13 protein-coding genes and 1 pseudogene are annotated in these 16555 nt (G+C 68.8%); 12 read left to right on the top strand and 2 right to left on the bottom strand.

What is annotated here, in order from left to right; genetic code table 11:
- Positions 1 to 2 precede the first annotated feature (2 nt).
- The 6 genes from ABZ078_RS13740 (at position 3) to ABZ078_RS13765 (ending at position 5760) form a co-directional block, all read left to right on the top strand.
- Positions 3 to 941, top strand: coding sequence for a VOC family protein (locus ABZ078_RS13740; RefSeq protein ID WP_356574837.1), 939 nt, complete (start codon positions 3 to 5; stop codon positions 939 to 941).
- Between the two features lie 105 nt (positions 942 to 1046).
- Positions 1047 to 2021, top strand: coding sequence for a fumarylacetoacetate hydrolase family protein (locus tag ABZ078_RS13745; protein WP_356574839.1), 975 nt, complete (start codon positions 1047 to 1049; stop codon positions 2019 to 2021).
- Entirely contained in the window at positions 2018 to 2782 is a 765-nt protein-coding gene (locus tag ABZ078_RS13750; protein ID WP_356574841.1) for an SDR family oxidoreductase, read from the top strand. The genes ABZ078_RS13745 and ABZ078_RS13750 overlap by 4 nt, the downstream gene beginning before the upstream one ends.
- A gap of 39 nt (positions 2783 to 2821) precedes the next feature.
- Positions 2822 to 3664 (top strand): CoA transferase subunit A, encoded by an 843-nt coding sequence (locus ABZ078_RS13755; protein ID WP_356574843.1) that lies wholly within the window; start codon positions 2822 to 2824, stop codon positions 3662 to 3664.
- Complete coding sequence (locus tag ABZ078_RS13760; protein ID WP_356574844.1) at positions 3661 to 4323, top strand: CoA transferase subunit B; 663 nt, start codon at positions 3661 to 3663, stop codon at positions 4321 to 4323. The genes ABZ078_RS13755 and ABZ078_RS13760 overlap by 4 nt, the downstream gene beginning before the upstream one ends.
- 135 nt (positions 4324 to 4458) lie before the next feature.
- A complete protein-coding gene (locus ABZ078_RS13765; protein WP_356574846.1) occupies positions 4459 to 5760 on the top strand; it encodes a hypothetical protein in 1302 nt (433 codons plus the stop codon).
- 169 nt (positions 5761 to 5929) lie between these two features.
- Here the strand turns inward: ABZ078_RS13765 and ABZ078_RS13770 are convergent, their stop codons facing one another.
- Positions 5930 to 7393, bottom strand: coding sequence for an FAD-dependent oxidoreductase (locus ABZ078_RS13770; protein WP_356574848.1), 1464 nt, complete (start codon positions 7391 to 7393; stop codon positions 5930 to 5932).
- Positions 7394 to 7709: 316 nt separating this feature from the next.
- Between ABZ078_RS13770 and ABZ078_RS13775 the strand changes: the two genes are divergently transcribed.
- The 4 genes from ABZ078_RS13775 to ABZ078_RS13790 all read left to right on the top strand — a co-directional run bounded on the left by ABZ078_RS13775 (position 7710) and on the right by ABZ078_RS13790 (position 11877).
- Positions 7710 to 8618 carry a thermonuclease family protein gene (locus ABZ078_RS13775; RefSeq protein ID WP_356574850.1) on the top strand — a complete coding sequence of 303 codons (909 nt, stop codon included), beginning with the start codon at positions 7710 to 7712 and terminating at the stop codon, positions 8616 to 8618.
- Between the two features lie 286 nt (positions 8619 to 8904).
- The gene (locus tag ABZ078_RS13780; RefSeq protein ID WP_356574851.1) at positions 8905 to 10773 is read left to right on the top strand and encodes a DEAD/DEAH box helicase; all 1869 of its coding nucleotides are present in this window, start codon (positions 8905 to 8907) and stop codon (positions 10771 to 10773) included.
- 1 nt (position 10774) lies between these two features.
- On the top strand, positions 10775 to 11335 hold the full coding sequence (locus tag ABZ078_RS13785) for a hypothetical protein (RefSeq protein ID WP_356574853.1): 561 nt from the start codon (positions 10775 to 10777) through the stop codon (positions 11333 to 11335).
- A gap of 125 nt (positions 11336 to 11460) precedes the next feature.
- Positions 11461 to 11877 carry a molybdopterin-dependent oxidoreductase gene (locus tag ABZ078_RS13790; protein ID WP_356574855.1) on the top strand — a complete coding sequence of 139 codons (417 nt, stop codon included), beginning with the start codon at positions 11461 to 11463 and terminating at the stop codon, positions 11875 to 11877.
- A 387-nt stretch (positions 11878 to 12264) separates the two neighbouring features.
- Here the strand turns inward: ABZ078_RS13790 and ABZ078_RS13795 are convergent.
- A pseudogene (locus tag ABZ078_RS13795) lies at positions 12265 to 12736 on the bottom strand (dihydrofolate reductase family protein); the annotation flags it as partial.
- A gap of 589 nt (positions 12737 to 13325) precedes the next feature.
- Here ABZ078_RS13795 and ABZ078_RS13800 point away from each other — a divergent pair.
- Together ABZ078_RS13800 and ABZ078_RS13805 are read left to right on the top strand one after the other, a co-directional pair.
- Complete coding sequence (locus tag ABZ078_RS13800; protein ID WP_356574857.1) at positions 13326 to 14705, top strand: MFS transporter; 1380 nt, start codon at positions 13326 to 13328, stop codon at positions 14703 to 14705.
- A gap of 14 nt (positions 14706 to 14719) precedes the next feature.
- Positions 14720 to 16543, top strand: a complete 1824-nt coding sequence (locus ABZ078_RS13805) for a glycoside hydrolase family 3 C-terminal domain-containing protein (RefSeq protein WP_356574858.1) — start codon at positions 14720 to 14722, stop codon at positions 16541 to 16543.
- Positions 16544 to 16555 lie beyond the last annotated feature (12 nt).

Below are 16555 nucleotides of genomic sequence, written 5' to 3' on the forward strand. Positions count from 1 at the left end.
CCATGAGCAACCGCCTGCTCACTCACCTGCGGCACGTCGACCTTGCCGTGCCCGACTACGACAAGCAACTCGACTTCTACGCCGGCGTCTGGGGACTGACCAAGGTCGCCGAGGACTCCGGCATCTCCTTCCTGGCCGCCGAAGGCTCCCCGGAGCAGTACGTCGTACGGCTCCGCAAGGCCGACGAGAAGCGCCTCGACCTCGTCTCCTACGGGGCTTCGTCCCCCGAGGACGTGGACACGCTCGCCGAGCGACTCCTCGCGGGCGGCGTCCAGTTGGTCTCCCAGCCGGGCAAGATCGACACCCCCGGCGGCGGCTACGGCTTCCGCTTCTTCGACGTCGACGGCCGCACCATCGAGGTCTCCGCCGACGTGGAGGTACGGCGGCACCGCAAGATCGAGGAGAAGGAGTCCATCCCGGTCAAGCTGTCGCACGTCGTCCTCAACTCCCCCGACCTGGACCGGACCCGGCAGTGGTACGAGCGCCACCTCGGCTTCCGCCTGTCCGACACGCTCAGCTCGCCGCACATGGGCGAGGTCATGCACTTCATGCGGATCAGCAACCAGCACCACTCCATGGCCATCGCGAAGTGCCCGCACACCTCCTTGCACCACATCTCCTTCGAGATGCGCGGCATCGACGAGTACATGCGCGGCTCCGGGCGCGTGATGCGGGCCGGGTTCCGCAAGATCTGGGGGCCGGGCCGCCACATGGCGGGCGACAACACCTTCACGTACTTCCTCGACCCGCACGGCAACACCGTCGAGTACACCACCGAGCTGGAGGAGCTGGACGAGGACACCTGGCACCCCCATGTCTACGACTTCTCCCAGCCCGAGGTCACCGACCAGTGGGGCACGGCGAATCCGATGAACGAGCTGGTCGCCAAGGAGTCCTTCAACGACCCCGACCGCGGCTGCTTCGTCGCTCCGCCGGTCTGACCACCCCATGGTTCCCGGGGGTGCGGCGACTCCCTGTCACCGCCCTGACTGCCCGCCGCGCCCCCGGGCCGACGTACCCGCCCGCCGACAGGACGGACCCCTGACATGCGCTTCGCCACGTACGAACACCGCGACCGACACCATGTGGCCGTCGTCGACGAGGACGGCACGCTCCGCCCCGTGCCCGGTGCCCGCTCCCTGACCGACCTGCTCGCCGACGGCGCCGGCGGCCTGTCCGCACTGCTCGAAGCGGGCGCCGCCACACTCGACGTCCCCGCCGGCCCGCACGTATCCGAGGTGCGGCTGCTGCCGCCGCTCCAGCCGCCCACCGTCCGGGACTTCGTCACCTTCGAGGAGCATGTCGAAGGCGTACGGCGCTCCGTGGACGGGGCGGCGGGGGTGCCGCAGCGGTGGTACGCGGCGCCGACGTTCTACTTCACCAACCCCTACGCGATACACGGCCCGTACGACGACATCCCCGTGCCACCGGGGTCGGCCGTGCTGGACTTCGAACTCGAGGTCGCCGCCGTCATCGGCCGCGAGGGCCGCGACCTCACCCCGGAGGAGGCCCGTGACCACATCGTCGGCTACACGATCTTCAACGACTGGTCCGCCCGCGACCTTCAGTCCGCCGAGATGAAGGTCGGTCTCGGCCCCTGCAAGGGCAAGGACACCGCCACCACTCTCGGCCCCTTCCTGGTGACCGCCGACGAGCTGGCGAAGTACCGCGACGCCGACGGCTTCCTGCGTCTCGCCCTGACCGCCGAGGTCAACGGCGAGGTGGTGGGCAAGGACCTGCTGTCCAACATGAGCTGGACCTTCGAGGAGATGGTCGCCTACGCCTCGCGCGGCACCTGGGTGCGCCCCGGGGACGTCCTCGGCTCCGGCACCTGCGGCAACGGCGGCTGCCTCGCCGAGCTGTGGGGCGTACGCGGCACCCAGGACCCGCCGCCGCTGAAGCCCGGTGACACCGTCACCCTCACCGTCGAGGGCATCGGCACGGTCTCCAACACCGTGGTCGCCGGGGCGGATCCGGTGCCGTTGCCGTCGGGCCGGCGCCGCTCCCGGGAGCGGCCGTGACCGACCTGCGCCCCAAGCGGCTGCTCGGCAAGGTCGTCGTGGTCACGGGAGCGGCCCGTGGCCAGGGCGCGGCCGAGGCCGAGGCACTGACCCGGGAGGGCGCCCGCGTCATCGCCACCGACATCGAACCGGCGGACGGCTGCCGCCGGCTCGACGTCACCAGCGACGAGCAGTGGGCCGAACTCGCCGCCGAGCTGCGGGAGTCGTACGGCCGGGTCCACGGCCTGGTGAACAACGCCGGCATCACCTGGCGGGCCCGCCTCGGCGAGGTCCGCCCGGAGGACTTCGCCCGTGTGCACGCCGTCAACGTCACCGGGCCGCTGCTCGGTATCCAACATCTGGCCCCGCTGATGCCGCCCGGCTCCGCGGTCGTCAACGTCGGCTCGTCCGCCGCGCTCACCGCCCACTACCCGGTGGCGTACACCGCGAGCAAGTGGGCGCTGCGGGGCCTGTCGAAGACCGCCGCGCTGGAGCTCGGCCCGCGCGGCATCCGCGTCAACACCGTGCACCCCGGCTTCATCGAGACCGAGATGACCGCGTCCGCCCCGCCGGCCTTCCGCGAGGCGAACGTGCGCGAGACGCCGCTCGGCCGTACCGGCACGGTGGACGAGATCACCCCGCTGGTCGTCTTCCTCCTCTCCGACGAGGCGTCCTTCCTCACGGGTGCCGAGATCCCCGTCGACGGCGGCCTCACCGCCCACGGCGGTGTGAAGGCGATCTCGGACGCCCTGCGCCCGGACGCCCTGCGCTCGGACGTCTGAGCCGGCGCGGCAACAGAAGAAAGAAAGGGACCTCCTGTCATGGACAAGGTCTGCGCGAGCGCCGCCGAGGCGGTCGCCGACATCCCCGACGGCGCGTCACTCGCCGTCGGCGGCTTCGGTCTCAGCGGCATTCCGGCCGCGCTCATCGAGGCCCTGTACGACCAGGGCGCCACCGGCCTGAAGGTCGTGTCGAACAACTGCGGAGTGGACGGGAAGGGGCTGGGCGTCCTGCTGGCCGCGCACCGCATCGCCCGTGTCACCGGCTCCTACGTGGGCGAGAACAAGGAGTTCGCCCGCCAGTACCTGTCCGGGGAACTGGAGGTGGAGCTGGTCCCGCAGGGCACACTGGCGGAACGGCTGCGGGCGGGCGGCGCGGGCATCCCCGCCTTCTACACGCCCGCCGGCGTCGGCACCCAGGTCGCCCGCGGCGGCCTGCCCTGGCGGTACGCCCCCGACGGCAGCGTCGCGCTCGCGTCGCCGCCCAAGGAGACCCGCGACTTCGACGGCCGTACCCACGTCCTGGAACACGGTGTCACCACCGACTTCGCCCTGGTACGGGCCTGGCGCGGTGACCGGCACGGCAACCTGGTCTTCCGCAAGGCGTCGGCCAACTTCAACCCGCTCGCGGCGATGGCCGGGCGGATCACGGTCGCCGAGGTCGAAACACTCGTCGAACCGGGCGAGTTGGACCCCGACGCGGTGCATCTTCCGGGTGTGTTCGTCCAGCGGGTGGTGGAGCTGACCGGCGAACAGGCCGCGGACAAGCACATCGAACGCCTTTCCGTTTCCGCGTCTTCTTCCGCGTCTTCTTCCGCAGCTTCTTCCGCAGCTCCTTCCGCAGCTTCTTCCGCGTCTTCGACACGAGGGACCGTACGCGCATGACCACCCCGACCGGCTGGAGCCGGGACCAGATGGCCGCCCGCGCCGCCGCCGAACTCACCGACGGCTCCTACGTCAACCTCGGCATCGGCCTGCCCACGCTCATCCCCGGGCATCTGCCGCCCGGTGTGCACGTGGTGCTGCACTCCGAGAACGGCATCCTGGGCACCGGACCGTATCCGCACGAGGACGAGGTCGACGCGGACCTGATCAACGCGGGCAAGGAGACGGTCACCGTGCTGCCCGGCGCCTCCTTCTTCGACTCCGCTCTGTCCTTCGGCATGATCCGCGGCGGCCACATCGACATCGCCGTCCTCGGCGCCATGCAGGTCTCCGAGCACGGCGACCTCGCCAACTGGACGATCCCCGGCAAGATGATCAAGGGCATGGGCGGCGCCATGGACCTCGTGCACGGCGCGCGTCGGGTCATCGTCCTCATGGAGCACTCCGCGAAGGACGGCACCCCGAAGATCGTCAAGGAGTGCACCCTGCCGCTCACCGGGGAGCGGTGCGTCCACCGGATCATCACCGACCTCGGTGTCCTCGACGTCACCGAGGACGGCCTCACCCTGGTCGAGACGGCCCCCGGCGTCACCGCCGAGGACATCGCGGCCCGCACCGACGCGCCCCTGCGCGCGGGCCCCGTCCGGGCGGCCCGCTGAACTCCCGCGCCTCCAGGGTCCGTCGCGGCAACCCTTCCGGTCGCCGGCTGCGACAACAGGCCGGGACAACCGAGCCTGGAGCCGGGAAGCCGGCCTCCGGCAACCGGCAACCGGCAACCGGCAGGAAGAGGCCTCATGTCACGCACGTGGAGGAACACCCTGGCGATGGTCGCCCTCGTCGCCGTGTCGGGTCCGCTGACGCCGAGTGCGGCCGGGGGCGCCGCGGAGGCGGTCGCGGCGGGTGGTGCGGCCGCCGCGCCTGCCGCGTTTCCCGGGGCGGAGGGGTTCGGGGCGCGGGCGACCGGGGGGCGGGGCGGCGAGGTGTATCACGTCACCAACCTCGACGACTCCGGTTCCGGCTCCTTCCGTGACGCGGTGAGCCGCGGTCCCCGTATCGTCGTCTTCGACGTCGGGGGCTACATCACGCTCAAGTCGCCGCTCCACGTCGCGAGCGACATCACCATCGCCGGGCAGACCGCTCCGGGCGACGGGGTGGCCACCCGGGGATACCAGGTCTCCTTCTCGAACTCCGACAACGTCATCGTCCGCTACATGCGGTTCCGCCACGGCCTGACGCCCAACCAGAACCGCGACGCCGTCGGTATCGACAAGGGCAGCAACATGATCTTCGATCACGTCTCCACCTCGTGGGGCCGTGACGAGACGTTCTCCATCAACTCGAGCACCGGCATCACCGTGCAGTACTCGATCATCGCCGAGGGCCTGTCACCGCACTCCTGCGGCGGCCTCGTGCAGAGCGACGGAGTGACGCTCAGCCGCAACCTGTACATCCACAACAAGACCCGCAACCCCAAGTCGAAGGGGCGACTCCAGCACGTCAACAACGTGGTCTACAACTGGGGGTCGGACGCCTACATCCTGGGTGACTCGGCGGGCATCAGCAACGCCAACTCGATGGGGAACTACTTCGTCAAGGGCCCCTCGTCCAGCGGCGGCCCGTACTCCCGCGCCAACGCCAACTACCACATCCACGCGGCCGGCAACTTCTACGACCCCGACGTCGACGGCCGCCTGGACGGCCGGGAGACCACGGCAGCCGACCTCGGCCCCGCCACCGTCGAGGACAAGCCCTTCGCGTTCCCGCCGATCACCGTGGAGACGGCCCAACAGGCGTACGCCACCGTGCTCTCCGAGGCCGGCGCCTCACGTACCCGCGACGCCATCGACACCCGCCTGGTGAACGACGTGACCCGCCAGACCGGAGCCATCATCAGCGACCCACAGAGCGTCGGCGGGTTCGGCACCCTCCGCGGCGGCACCCCACCCCCGGACACCGACCGCGACGGCATGCCGGACACCTGGGAGCGCGCGCGAGGCCTCGACCCCGACGACGCGTCCGACGCCGACGACACCCACGCGAGCGGCTACACCAACATCGAGAGGTACGTCAACGAACGTGCGGGTGACGCCGCCTGACACGCCCTCCCGCACAGGCTCTACAGCGGACCGGACGAGGTGACCGAGCCGCGGTGACACCGCGGTCGGCAGACGGCGCGGGGCCTCTCCTCTCGCCGACCGCCGACCGCCGACCGCCGACCGGCCTGGATGCGGGTTGGTTTTCGCGGTGTGGCCCGCACAGGCGCATTCATTTCGCCGAACTCGATCGAGTCAGGCCCGCGTAGCGGTGTGCGACCCCGCCGGGAAGCAGGTATTCGGCCAGCAGGTTGCCGACGCGTCGGGACGGCAATCCCATGTCGTGCAGGAGTTCGTCCGCGCAGTGGATGTCGTAGGGGCCGAAATCGTAGCCACCGGAGCCCGGCAGCACCTGCTCCTGCCAGGCCAGGCGAGCGTCGACGGCCTCCCGCATCTCCTGCTCGCTCGGGGTGGTGCGCAGCGCCGCCCGGAAGTAACCGGTCAGCCAATGCGCGGTGAGTTCCACGCCCATGATGTTGTTGAAGACCTGCCGGAAACCGACGAACCCCAGCCGGTCGGCGCCAGGTGGCACGATGCCTCGGTAGAGCCGTAGCCGCCCGGCGGAATCGTGCACGCGCACGCTCGGATCCAGGAACGGAAAGACTTTGTGGTGCCCCGTGGCGAACACGAGGACATCCGCCGCCACTTGCTCACCGGTCGCCAGTCGCAGCCCCTTGTCGGTATACGCCTCGACAGCGCTGACCTTGGGGGCGATCAGACCGCGGCGGACGGCCCGCACGTAGCCGCGTGGCATCACTCCCGCGTGGGCCAGATGGAAGGGGAGCGCGTGAGCGGGCCGCAGTTCCCTCGGCAGCCGGTACAGCCCGGTGGACAGCAGCATGTCGCGGGTGATGAGCCACCACAGGGCTCGCTTGACCCGGTCGTCGATGCGGTCGATCGGACGGACGCAGGCCGGATCGTGGTAGCGGGGCAGGAGCGCCTCACCGAGCCGGGTGAACAGGATCCACTTGTAGCCGACCAGACCGAGCAGGAACCGCTCGGGGACCATCCAGTTCACCTTGCGCTGCACGAGGGTGGCCGAGGTCGCCTCGTGTGCGGCGCGGGTGACCAGGTCCAGTGCGGACTTGCCGCCGCCCACGACGACCACCCGTCGGCCGGCGAACGTGCCGGCCCGCACCTCGTTGGAGTGCAGCACGGTCCCACGGAACAACTCGCGCCCGGGTAACTCGGGTACCTGGACGTGATGATGAGCCCCACTGGCGACCACGACGTAGTCGAACGCCTCGCGATGAACCTCCGCCGTCTCCTCCCCAGTGGGCCGGGAGTCGACCAACCAGCCGGCGGCGCCGACCCGCCCAGGCCCGTCCACCGGCCGGACGGAGACCACCTCGGTGCCGAGTCGTACCCGGTCCAACACACCGAAGGCCTGGGCGTAGTTCTCCAGGTAGCGTTGCGTGTCCGCCGCGCCGGCGAAGTGCAGGCGGTTGGGCAGGTCCGCGAACTCGAAGATGCGGAGCGCGGACTGGTTGGCCAGCCCGTCGTAGCAGCCTCCCGATGCCCAGATCCCGCCGACCTGCCGGTACTTGTCGAGGACCGTGACGTCGAAGCCGTTCTCCAGCAGCACCTTGGCGGTGACGATTCCCCCGGGGCCGGCCCCGACAACACACGCTCGCATCAGCTGCCACTCTCCTTGCGGGATCGGCGAATCCGGCTCGCTCATCATCCCGGTTGCGGGCCCCCATGCCCAGCGCGCATGCCCGGGTGGACCACGGTCGCCTTCACGACCTTGTGCCCGTCCGGTTGGAGGTGTCGCGTTGCGCTGGGTGGTCTGAAAGCCGGCACGTTGCTCTGCACATGCTCGCCACACGCATCCCCTTCAAGACCGCCTCTTGCCTCCTTCAAGAAAGGGCGATCAAAAAATGCACCTTGTGTCTTAATTCAAGCGAATCTAGCGTTAATAACGCTTATGCGCTTCACTTAAGGACACTTCCATGCCTCAGGACCCGCAGGCGCCTCAGTGGGGCGAGGCCGCCTCTTCCGCACCAAAGAAAATGCATCGCTTCACCAAGATCCTCTTTTGGATCGGCGCGGCACTCATCCTCATCATCATTGCCGCAGCAATCGGGTCTTCCGGCGGAGGCGGTGGAGACGCCAAGCCGCCTCCGGTCAGCGAGGCCCCCGAGGAGACCTCTCCGCCGAACGAACCAGCCCCGCAGGGGGAAGGGACGGACAGGGAAGAAATCGAGACAGAGACCCCGAGCGACACTCCTCCAGTCCCAGGCGACACCCCTCCACCCACGGACAGTCCGATCACCTCGGGCAACGTGGTCGATCGCATTGTCGACGGTGACACCATCGAAGTCCGCGGCGACGGCGAAATCCTCCCAGCGGGCCAGACCTCCACAGTGCGCCTCCTGCAAATCGACGCTCCCGAGGTCGGGACGTGCTACAGCGATGAATCGACAGCGCGTATCGCGGAACTACTGCCCGTCGGCTCCAGCGTGCGCGTCGAACGCGACAAGGACCTCAAAGACCCGTACGACCGCTACCTGCTGTACGTCTGGAACGACCAAGAGGAGTTCGTGAACCACTCCCTGGTGAGTACGGGGCATGCCGAGGCTGTTCTCTACCAGCCCAACGACAAGTACTGGCAGACGATCTCCCAGGCCGGCAGTGAAGCCGAGGGCACTGGCGCAGGGCTGTGGACCGCCTGCGACCAGGAGACAGCGACTCCGGCACCCCCCGCCGTTCCGGAGCCGACCGCTCCGCAGGACTCCTATCTCCCAGCGCCTCCACCCGACCTGGACTGCTCCGACCTTGACGGACCTGTCCTGGTCGGCCCCGGCGACCCCCACCGTCTCGACCGCGACGGTGACGGCATCGGCTGCGAGAGCAACTAGAACCCGGAAGGCTGAACCACGAGCCTTTCCATCAAGATCGCACCTGGTCTTCCCGTGAGCGCCTCCTCGCGGAATCCGCACGATCGAGCGCATTCCGCGATGGAAAGCGCGGGACCGATCCACTCGCCAGAGGGCACAAAATTACTCAGTCCACAAATCCACCAGAGGGCATATATTCCGCTCGGCCGCAACAGTCTTGGCAAGAAAATTCTAAGCTTGACGGCGTGGTGGAGTTTACTTATGGTCCAGTCGTTCAGGTCCCGCCGATCGATATCCGAAGGTGTTCATGACCGCGCCTCCAATGTTGCCGAAGCCCGGCGGCAAATACGTCGTCGCCCCTCGCGGCTACCCCTCGGTGACCACCGATAGCCAACCCGCATATGGGGGCCAAGCCACGTACCTCCTCGACCGCCATATGTTCGCCCTATGGACGTGGTCCTGCCGCGCGGTGGGAGCCGCCCCGCCCGTTGGTGACGTCCAGACGGTTGCCTTGGTTGTCCCGACGCCGGACCTTTCCAAGTTCGAGGTGTCCGACGTCGACTGCGCGCTGATCGAGCCGGACAAGCTCGCTGGCGCGCTCCTCGACTCGCCCGGTCCGTCGGTCGAGGCTTGGCGGGCGCGGATTGCGGGCGGCGATGCGGCCCTCCCGATCGCCGGGCATGCCGTTCCCGATGCCACTGGTGTCGCCGTGACATCGGCGGAGCATGCCGTGGCCGTCTTTCGTCACACCAGTGCTGTTGCGGCCGAACTGCGCACAGCACTGGCCGCCGAGCTGCGGCCGTATCAGGTCCGCGGTGTGAGCTGGCTGCGCGAGGCTGTCGACGCACACGGCGGAGCGGTACTTGCCGACGAGATGGGACTCGGTAAGACGCTGCAGGCAATCGGCTATCTCGTCGGGCGCGCCGACGAGGGGCCACAGGTGGTGGTATGTCCCACGTCGCTGGTCGGGAACTGGGCACACGAGATCGCGCGGTTTGCACCTGATCTACGGACGATGATCTGGCGTGGCGGGCCGCTGGAGGCGATGGATGACAGGACGGTATTACTCACCGGCTATCCGACGCTACGCATACATAGCCCAGTCCTGATGGAGCACCATTGGGCCACTGCGGTTTTCGACGAGGCGCAGGCGCTGAAGAACCCCCGCACACAAGTATCGAAGGCCGCGCGGACCATAGCGGCCGACGCGAGAATCGCGTTGACCGGAACGCCCGTCGAGAATCACCTTGAGGAACTCTGGTCACTGCTCAATCTGGTCGCACCGCAGCTGTTCGGCCATAAGGCGCAGTTCCGTCGTCGCTTTATCCGGCCGATCGCGGACGGTTCCCTCGCCGCCGCTACCCGACTGCGCGGGGCGATCGACCCAGTTGTGTTGATGCGGAAGAAGTCCCAGGTCGCGGGATCACTCCCGCCCAAGATCCACGCCAACCTGATCTGCGACCTCACCGTAGAACAGCAGCGACTGTACGACCAAGTGCTGGAGCAGGCGATCAACGACGGCTTCGGCAGCGGCGCACAGCGCCAGGCCCGGGTGCTGGCGGCTTTGACCGCGCTCAAGCAGGTCTGCAACCACCCGAGACTGGTCACCGACGACTCCGACGACTCCGACGAACTATCGGGGAGGTCGGGAAAGCTCGACCTGTGCACCGACATTGTGGCCAATAACCTCGAAACCGATTCGCCGACACTGGTTTTCACCCAATACCGGAAGACCGGTGAGCTGCTCGTGCGGCATTTCGGCGAGCAGTTCCGTGTGTCTGTCCCGTTCTTCCACGGCGGCTTGAACCAGAAACAGCGGGCCGACATCGTCCGCCGCTTCCAGACCGACCATGGTCCGAAAGTGCTGGTGCTCAGCCTGAAAGCCGGGGGCACCGGGCTCACCCTCACCCGCGCAGCCGACGTCATTCACTTCGACCGATGGTGGAACCCGGCCGTGGAAGCGCAGGCCTCCGATCGAGTCCATCGGATCGGTCAAACCCGCACCGTGACCGTCACCACCCTGACCACCAATACCACCGTTGAGGAGCACATCGCGGCCATGCATTCACGCAAATCCGCGCTATCCGATATCACCGATATGTCCGGCGTCACCGAATTGGCTCGATTGGATGACGACCGCCTCATTGCGACCCTGCGCCGGAAGCGAGCCAGTTGATATGGCCGACGACGACTTCGGATGCACGGCGTGGGGGCGGGACTGGGTTCGGCTCGCCCAGCCGTTACGCCAGACCCGACCCGACCCGCTGTTGCCGCGCGCCCGCAAGCTGGCGCGCGCGGAAGGAGTGCAGGTCACGATCGACGGCCGCATCGTGCGCGGCGTTGTCCAGCGTGGCCGCAACACATCGGTGGCCTGCATCGAGGTGGCGCCGATGTCCCGGGAGACGATCGTGGGGATCACCGGCCAGTTGTACGGTGCTCGGCCCATCCTCACCGATGAGGTGCACCGCGCGATCACCGAGGCGGGCCACCCGCCCGCACCGATACTCGCAGACGTCGACTGCTCCTGCTCGGATGGCACCGGGCGTTGTATCCACGTGCTGGCCGTCTATTACGAAATGGCACGACGTGTCGATGACGATCCTCGAATCGCGCTCGATGTCCAGGACTTCTTCCGCGTCACATCGGATAGCACTCGAGTATCCACCCCGGCATTACCGCAGCGATGGATCGCGCTCAATGCCCTTGATCCGGCCGACTACTTCACGGTGTCGAAGTAGTCGTACTCACACGACATATCGACGACTGTTGTACGGCTCGGTACTCGACGAACGGTTCATACGGTTCCGGCAGATGCCGCCTCCGTACGCCAGGGCTCCGCTCCCCAGCCAGGACCACGCTCAGCTTGATCACCGCGACCACCGCTGTCCAACACGGCCAACTCGAGGACGAACCGGAGGATCTGGAGGGCGTCGCCCGGCGCAGGGAGACGGTGGTGGTGCCGATCTGGCATCAAGAAACGGCAGCGCCGGCGGCACGGCCGGCGGCCCACCCGGCGCCGCGGGTGGCGACCCTGCTGGCGCTCGCCCCTCCCGCGCCGGACGTCACCCACGTCATGACACCGGAGCACGGATTCCCGGTCCGGCTGGTGGTACCTCCGCTGTACGGCTGGAAGGGCCCCAAGTGGGCCCGGGGCATCGAGTACATGACGCGTGACCGCCGGGGGTTCTGGGAGGAGCGCGGCTACCACAACATCGGCGAGGTCCGGCGCGAGCAGCGCTACAGCTATCAGGAGGAGCCGGGTGAAGGGCCGGTCCCATAAGGGCGCCTCACCCCACCGTCAGCACCGCGTTCCCCCGCACTCCTCAGCACACCGGCGCTCGTGGGCAGGTTCAGTAATTGCCCCTCGTACGAGGTCCCGACGCGCCTCGATCGATGCCCCTTCCCCTATGTTGGCGACCCGTCGGGTGGTGCTGGAGTGGTGAAATACGCAGTGTCCGCACCGCAGGCCGACTGGCTGCGCGAGATCGCGGCGGCTTCCGATGCCGCGCATATCCCACCCGCCCATACACTCGTAATCGCGCACGCGCTGGTCGACCGTCTCGCGCAGGTCACAGGCGAGGGCGTTGATGTTGACCATGGCGGCCAAAGAGACCGGCAGCGGGCCCTGTCCGATCTCGACGGCCTGGACAGCCTCTGCGCCGGCCTGCCTCAGTCCGGAGCCGAGCTTCACCGGTGAGACCGCCACATGCACGGCGTCGACGAGGTCGGCGTCGAGGAACTGCCGGATGGTGGTGACCCCGCCGCCGAGTCGGACGTCCTCGCCCTGAGCCGCCTCTCGCGCCTGCTCAAGGACCGTGGCCGGGTCGCCGGCGGCGAAGTGGAACGTGGTGTCGGAGAGCCTGAACGAAGGACGCTTGTGGTGGGTCATGACGAACACCGGAGTGACGAACACCGGAGTGCGGAACGGGGGCTTGTCACCCCACCAGCCGCACCACTCATGGTCCTGCCAGGGCCCGCGCTGGGGCCCGAACTTGTTGCGGCCCATGATCTCGGCGCCGATGTTGCGTGCGTAGTCCCGCGCAAAGTAGTCGTCGCGGCCCCGGCTGCCCCCGGGGGTCGGTACGCATGGGCCAGCTGGCCGTGGCACCGGCCCACGCGAACAGCCTCGCGGGATCGACGCCGCCCATGACGGCCAGGATTCCGCCGTCCGGCCACCCGGCCACCCGGCAGCCCGGCAGCCCGGCAGCCCGGCAGCCCGGCAGCCCAGCTTGGCCCTGATACTCCTCAACCGCCCGTCGGTCTCATCGACCGCATAGTCCACCCGCCGAGCTATTCACGGCCTCCCTGACCGCCGGGTGGAGCCAGATCAACTTCTTACGCCGCGGAGCCAATTCCGATCCGTGTGGTGGAGCCCAATCAGGTGCCCATAGACACCCCTCCGCCTCACTGCCACTTGCAGAAGACCGCGACGCCGAAGCCTCCGAGCGCGAGCCGGTGTCATCTACCCACAACACAAGGGGATCTCCGTGGACCCCCTCCCTCCAGGAAACCGCACATAGGGGGACGACAAACCCTACGCAGACCCTGGACTGACGAACCGACACACCGCGGACGCCCCCTGGATCGGCCGCCGCGGCGAGAACGGGCCGCCCTCCACTTCGTTACCAGCCCGTTACATCCCCGCCTCTTGTCACTCCCTGGCCCCTGCCGTTGAGTACTAACGCGCATTGGTAACGCGCATTAGCGGTGCCGTGAGTCACTCCCGTCATGCACACGCACACCGCTCACCCCGAAGGCGAGGTCACCATGGCGCTCACTCCCCCTGAACCGCCGCCGGCCGGCGGACCACTCCTCGACAGCGCCCGCACGACCGCCGGTGAGCCGGCCGCGGCGGCGGGCTCGGGTGACCTGCCGGAGGTGAAGGGCTCCTTCATCTGGCTGCTGGTCATGGCGATCTTCGGCGTCTACGTCGCGTTCGTGACGCCGATCGCGATCTCCCTGGCGATCCGGGTCGAGCAGTTGGCCCCCGGGCACGAGGAGTACCTCGGTTACATCACCGGCGCGGGCGGTCTCGCCGCCCTGCTGACGACGCCGGTGTGCGGGATGCTCAGCGACCGCACCCGCAGCCGGCTGGGCCGCCGCAGTCCGTTCCTGCTGGCCGGGACGGTCGTCGGCATCGTCGCCCTGCTGGTGATGGCGGCGGCGCCCGGCACCCTGGTCCTGGGTCTCGGATGGGTGCTGGCGCAGATGGGCTGGGGAACGGTCGTGTCGCTCCTGATCGCCCTGCAGGCCGACCGCCTGCCCGAGTCGCAGCGCGGCAAAGTCTCGGGGCTCTCCGGCGTCGTCCAGCAGGTCGCGCCCATCGCCGGCGTCCTCATGGCGGGTGGCCTCACCGGGAACAACCTCCTGCTGTTCCTCGTCCCGGGGGTGTTCGGGGCGGTGGCCGTGATCCTGTTCGTCTGCCTCATGCGCGAGCCGGACAGCCGCGGGATGGCCGTGACAGCCGAGACGCTGGACCTGAAGGCCCTGGCCCGCACCTACGTCTTCGATCCGCGTCGCTGCCCCGACTTCGCCTGGAACTGGCTCGGCAAATTCCTGTTCATGTTCGGCGTCATCTTCAACACGACGTTCACCGCGTTCTTCCTGGCCGCCAGGTTGGACATGACCGTCAAGGAAGTGTCGGGCACGGTCGCGGTCCTGGCAGGCGGCGGCGTCGTGGCCACGATGCTCGGCGCCGTCGGCGGCGGTCTCCTGTCCGACCGGCTGCGCCGCCGCCGGGTCTTCGTGCTGACCGGTGGCTGCGTGTACGCCTTCGGTGCCGTCGTCATGGCGCTGGCACCCGGACTGCCACTGATCATCGTCGGCGCGGCGCTGGCCAACCTCGGCCTCGGCCTGTTCGCCGCCGTGGACCAGGCGGTCATGCTCGACGTGCTGCCCGAGCGGGAGACCGACGCCGGCCGCTTCACCGCCATCTACGGCTTCTCCACCTCGCTCCCGCAAGGGCTCGCCCCTCTCGTCGCGCCGGTCTTCCTGGCGATCGGCACGACCGCGGGTGAGAAGAACTACACGCTCCTGTACTTCATCGCGGCGGCCTTCAGCCTGCTCGGCGGCCTGGCGGTCGCGCTGCGGGTCAAGTCCGTCCGCTGAAGGGGCCCGCGACCATGACTGACAGCACCACCGAGGCCCGCGGTGGCAAGCGACGCCAGAACGGCGAGGACCGCGCGGCCGGTGAAGTGCGCACGGAGGGCAAGGCCATGGACATTCCCAGCACCCTTGCCGCCCTCACTCCGGAGGAGAAGGCCGCGCTGCTCTCCGGCGGGGGCTCGTGGGAGACGACAGAGGTCGAACGTCTCGGCATCTCCTCGATGGTGCTGACCGACGGCCCACACGGTCTGCGCCTGCAGGACCCGTCCGCCGAACACTTCGGCTTCGAAGCGAGCCTCCCGGCCACGTGCTTCCCCACGGCGGCGGCTCTCGCGTCGTCCTGGGACACCGAACTGCTCACCGAGGTCGGGCAGGTGCTCGGGGCGGAGAGCCGGGCGGCCGGTGTGGCGGTGCTGCTCGGTCCGGGGATCAACATCAAACGATCGCCCCTGTGCGGGCGCGACTTCGAGTACCTCTCCGAAGACCCGCATCTCAGCGGCCGCCTGGGAGCGGCACTGGTGCGCGGCATGCAGAGCAGGGGCGTGGGCGCCTCGGTCAAGCACTTCGCCGCCACCAACCAGGAGACCGAGCGCATGCGGGTCAGCGCCCAGGTCGACGAGCGCACCCTGCGCGAAATCTGCTTGGCCGCCTTCGAGCACGTCGTGACCGCCGCCGAGCCGTGGACGGTGATGGCCGCCTACAAAAGGATCAACGGCGTCCACGCCGCGCAGGATCCCTGGCTGCTGACCGAGGTGCTGCGTGAGGAGTGGGGTTTCGCCGGGCTGGTGGTGTCGGACCGGGGCGCCGTTTCCGACCCGGTGGCCGCCCTCGCCGCGGGCCTGGACCTGGAGATGCCGTCCACGAACGGCGCCGGCGCGGCACGGCTCGTCGAGGCCGTCAGGGCCAGGCGTGCCGCCACCGAGTCGGCGGTCCTGCTGCAGAACGAGGGCGCGCTGCTTCCGCTGGACCCCGACGCCCCTGCGACCGTGGCGGTGATCGGAGAGTTCACCCGCACACCGAGGTTCCAGGGGGCCGGCAGCTCCCGGGTCGAGCCCGGCCGGGTCGACAACGCCTGGGAGGCCCTGAACGCAGGGGCAGGCGAGCACCTACCCCTGTCGTTCTCGCCCGGCTTCACCCTCACCGGTGAAGAGAACGAGACACTGCTGTCCGAAGCGGTCGAAGCCGCCACGGCAGCCGATGTGTCTGTCATGTTCCTGGGGCTGCCCGAAGGTGAGGAATCGGAGGGCTTCGACCGCACGCACCTCGACCTGCCGGACGTCCAGCACGACCTGCTGGAGGCAGTGGCACAGGTCAACGACAACGTGGTGGTCGTCCTGGGCGACGGCCCAGTGGTCCGGACCTCCCCCTGGGAGCACAACTGCCGGGCCGCCCTCGAAGGATGGCTGACCGGACAGGCCGGCGGCGGCGCCATCGCCGACCTCCTGCCGGGACGGACCAACCCGTGCGGCCGACTGGCCGAGACGATCCCCCTGCCGCTGGAGGACAACCCCTCCTACCTCGACTTCTCCGGCGCCGAGGGCGTCGTCCCCTACGGCGAGCGCCTCTACGTCGGCTACCGCTCCTACGACGCCAGGGACATGGAGGTCGGCCACCCCTTCGGGCACGGCCTGTCCTACACCACCTTCGCCTACTCCGACCTGCACACCGAGGTGGAACGACAGGGCGAGAACGTCGCCGTACGGCTGCGGCTCAGCCCCCTCCATGGCCGCTGGGTGCTGGAGAGCGGCGACGAGTCGCTGCCGCTGAACCGGCTGGTGGCGATGAGCGGCGACCGCCTGGACACCACGCGCCTCGGCCCGCTCCTCGACCCAACCCCTTGAGCAGCGGCTCAC

It is taken from the genome of Streptomyces sp. NPDC006385, assembly GCF_040612485.1.
Lineage (GTDB): Bacteria > Actinomycetota > Actinomycetes > Streptomycetales > Streptomycetaceae > Streptomyces.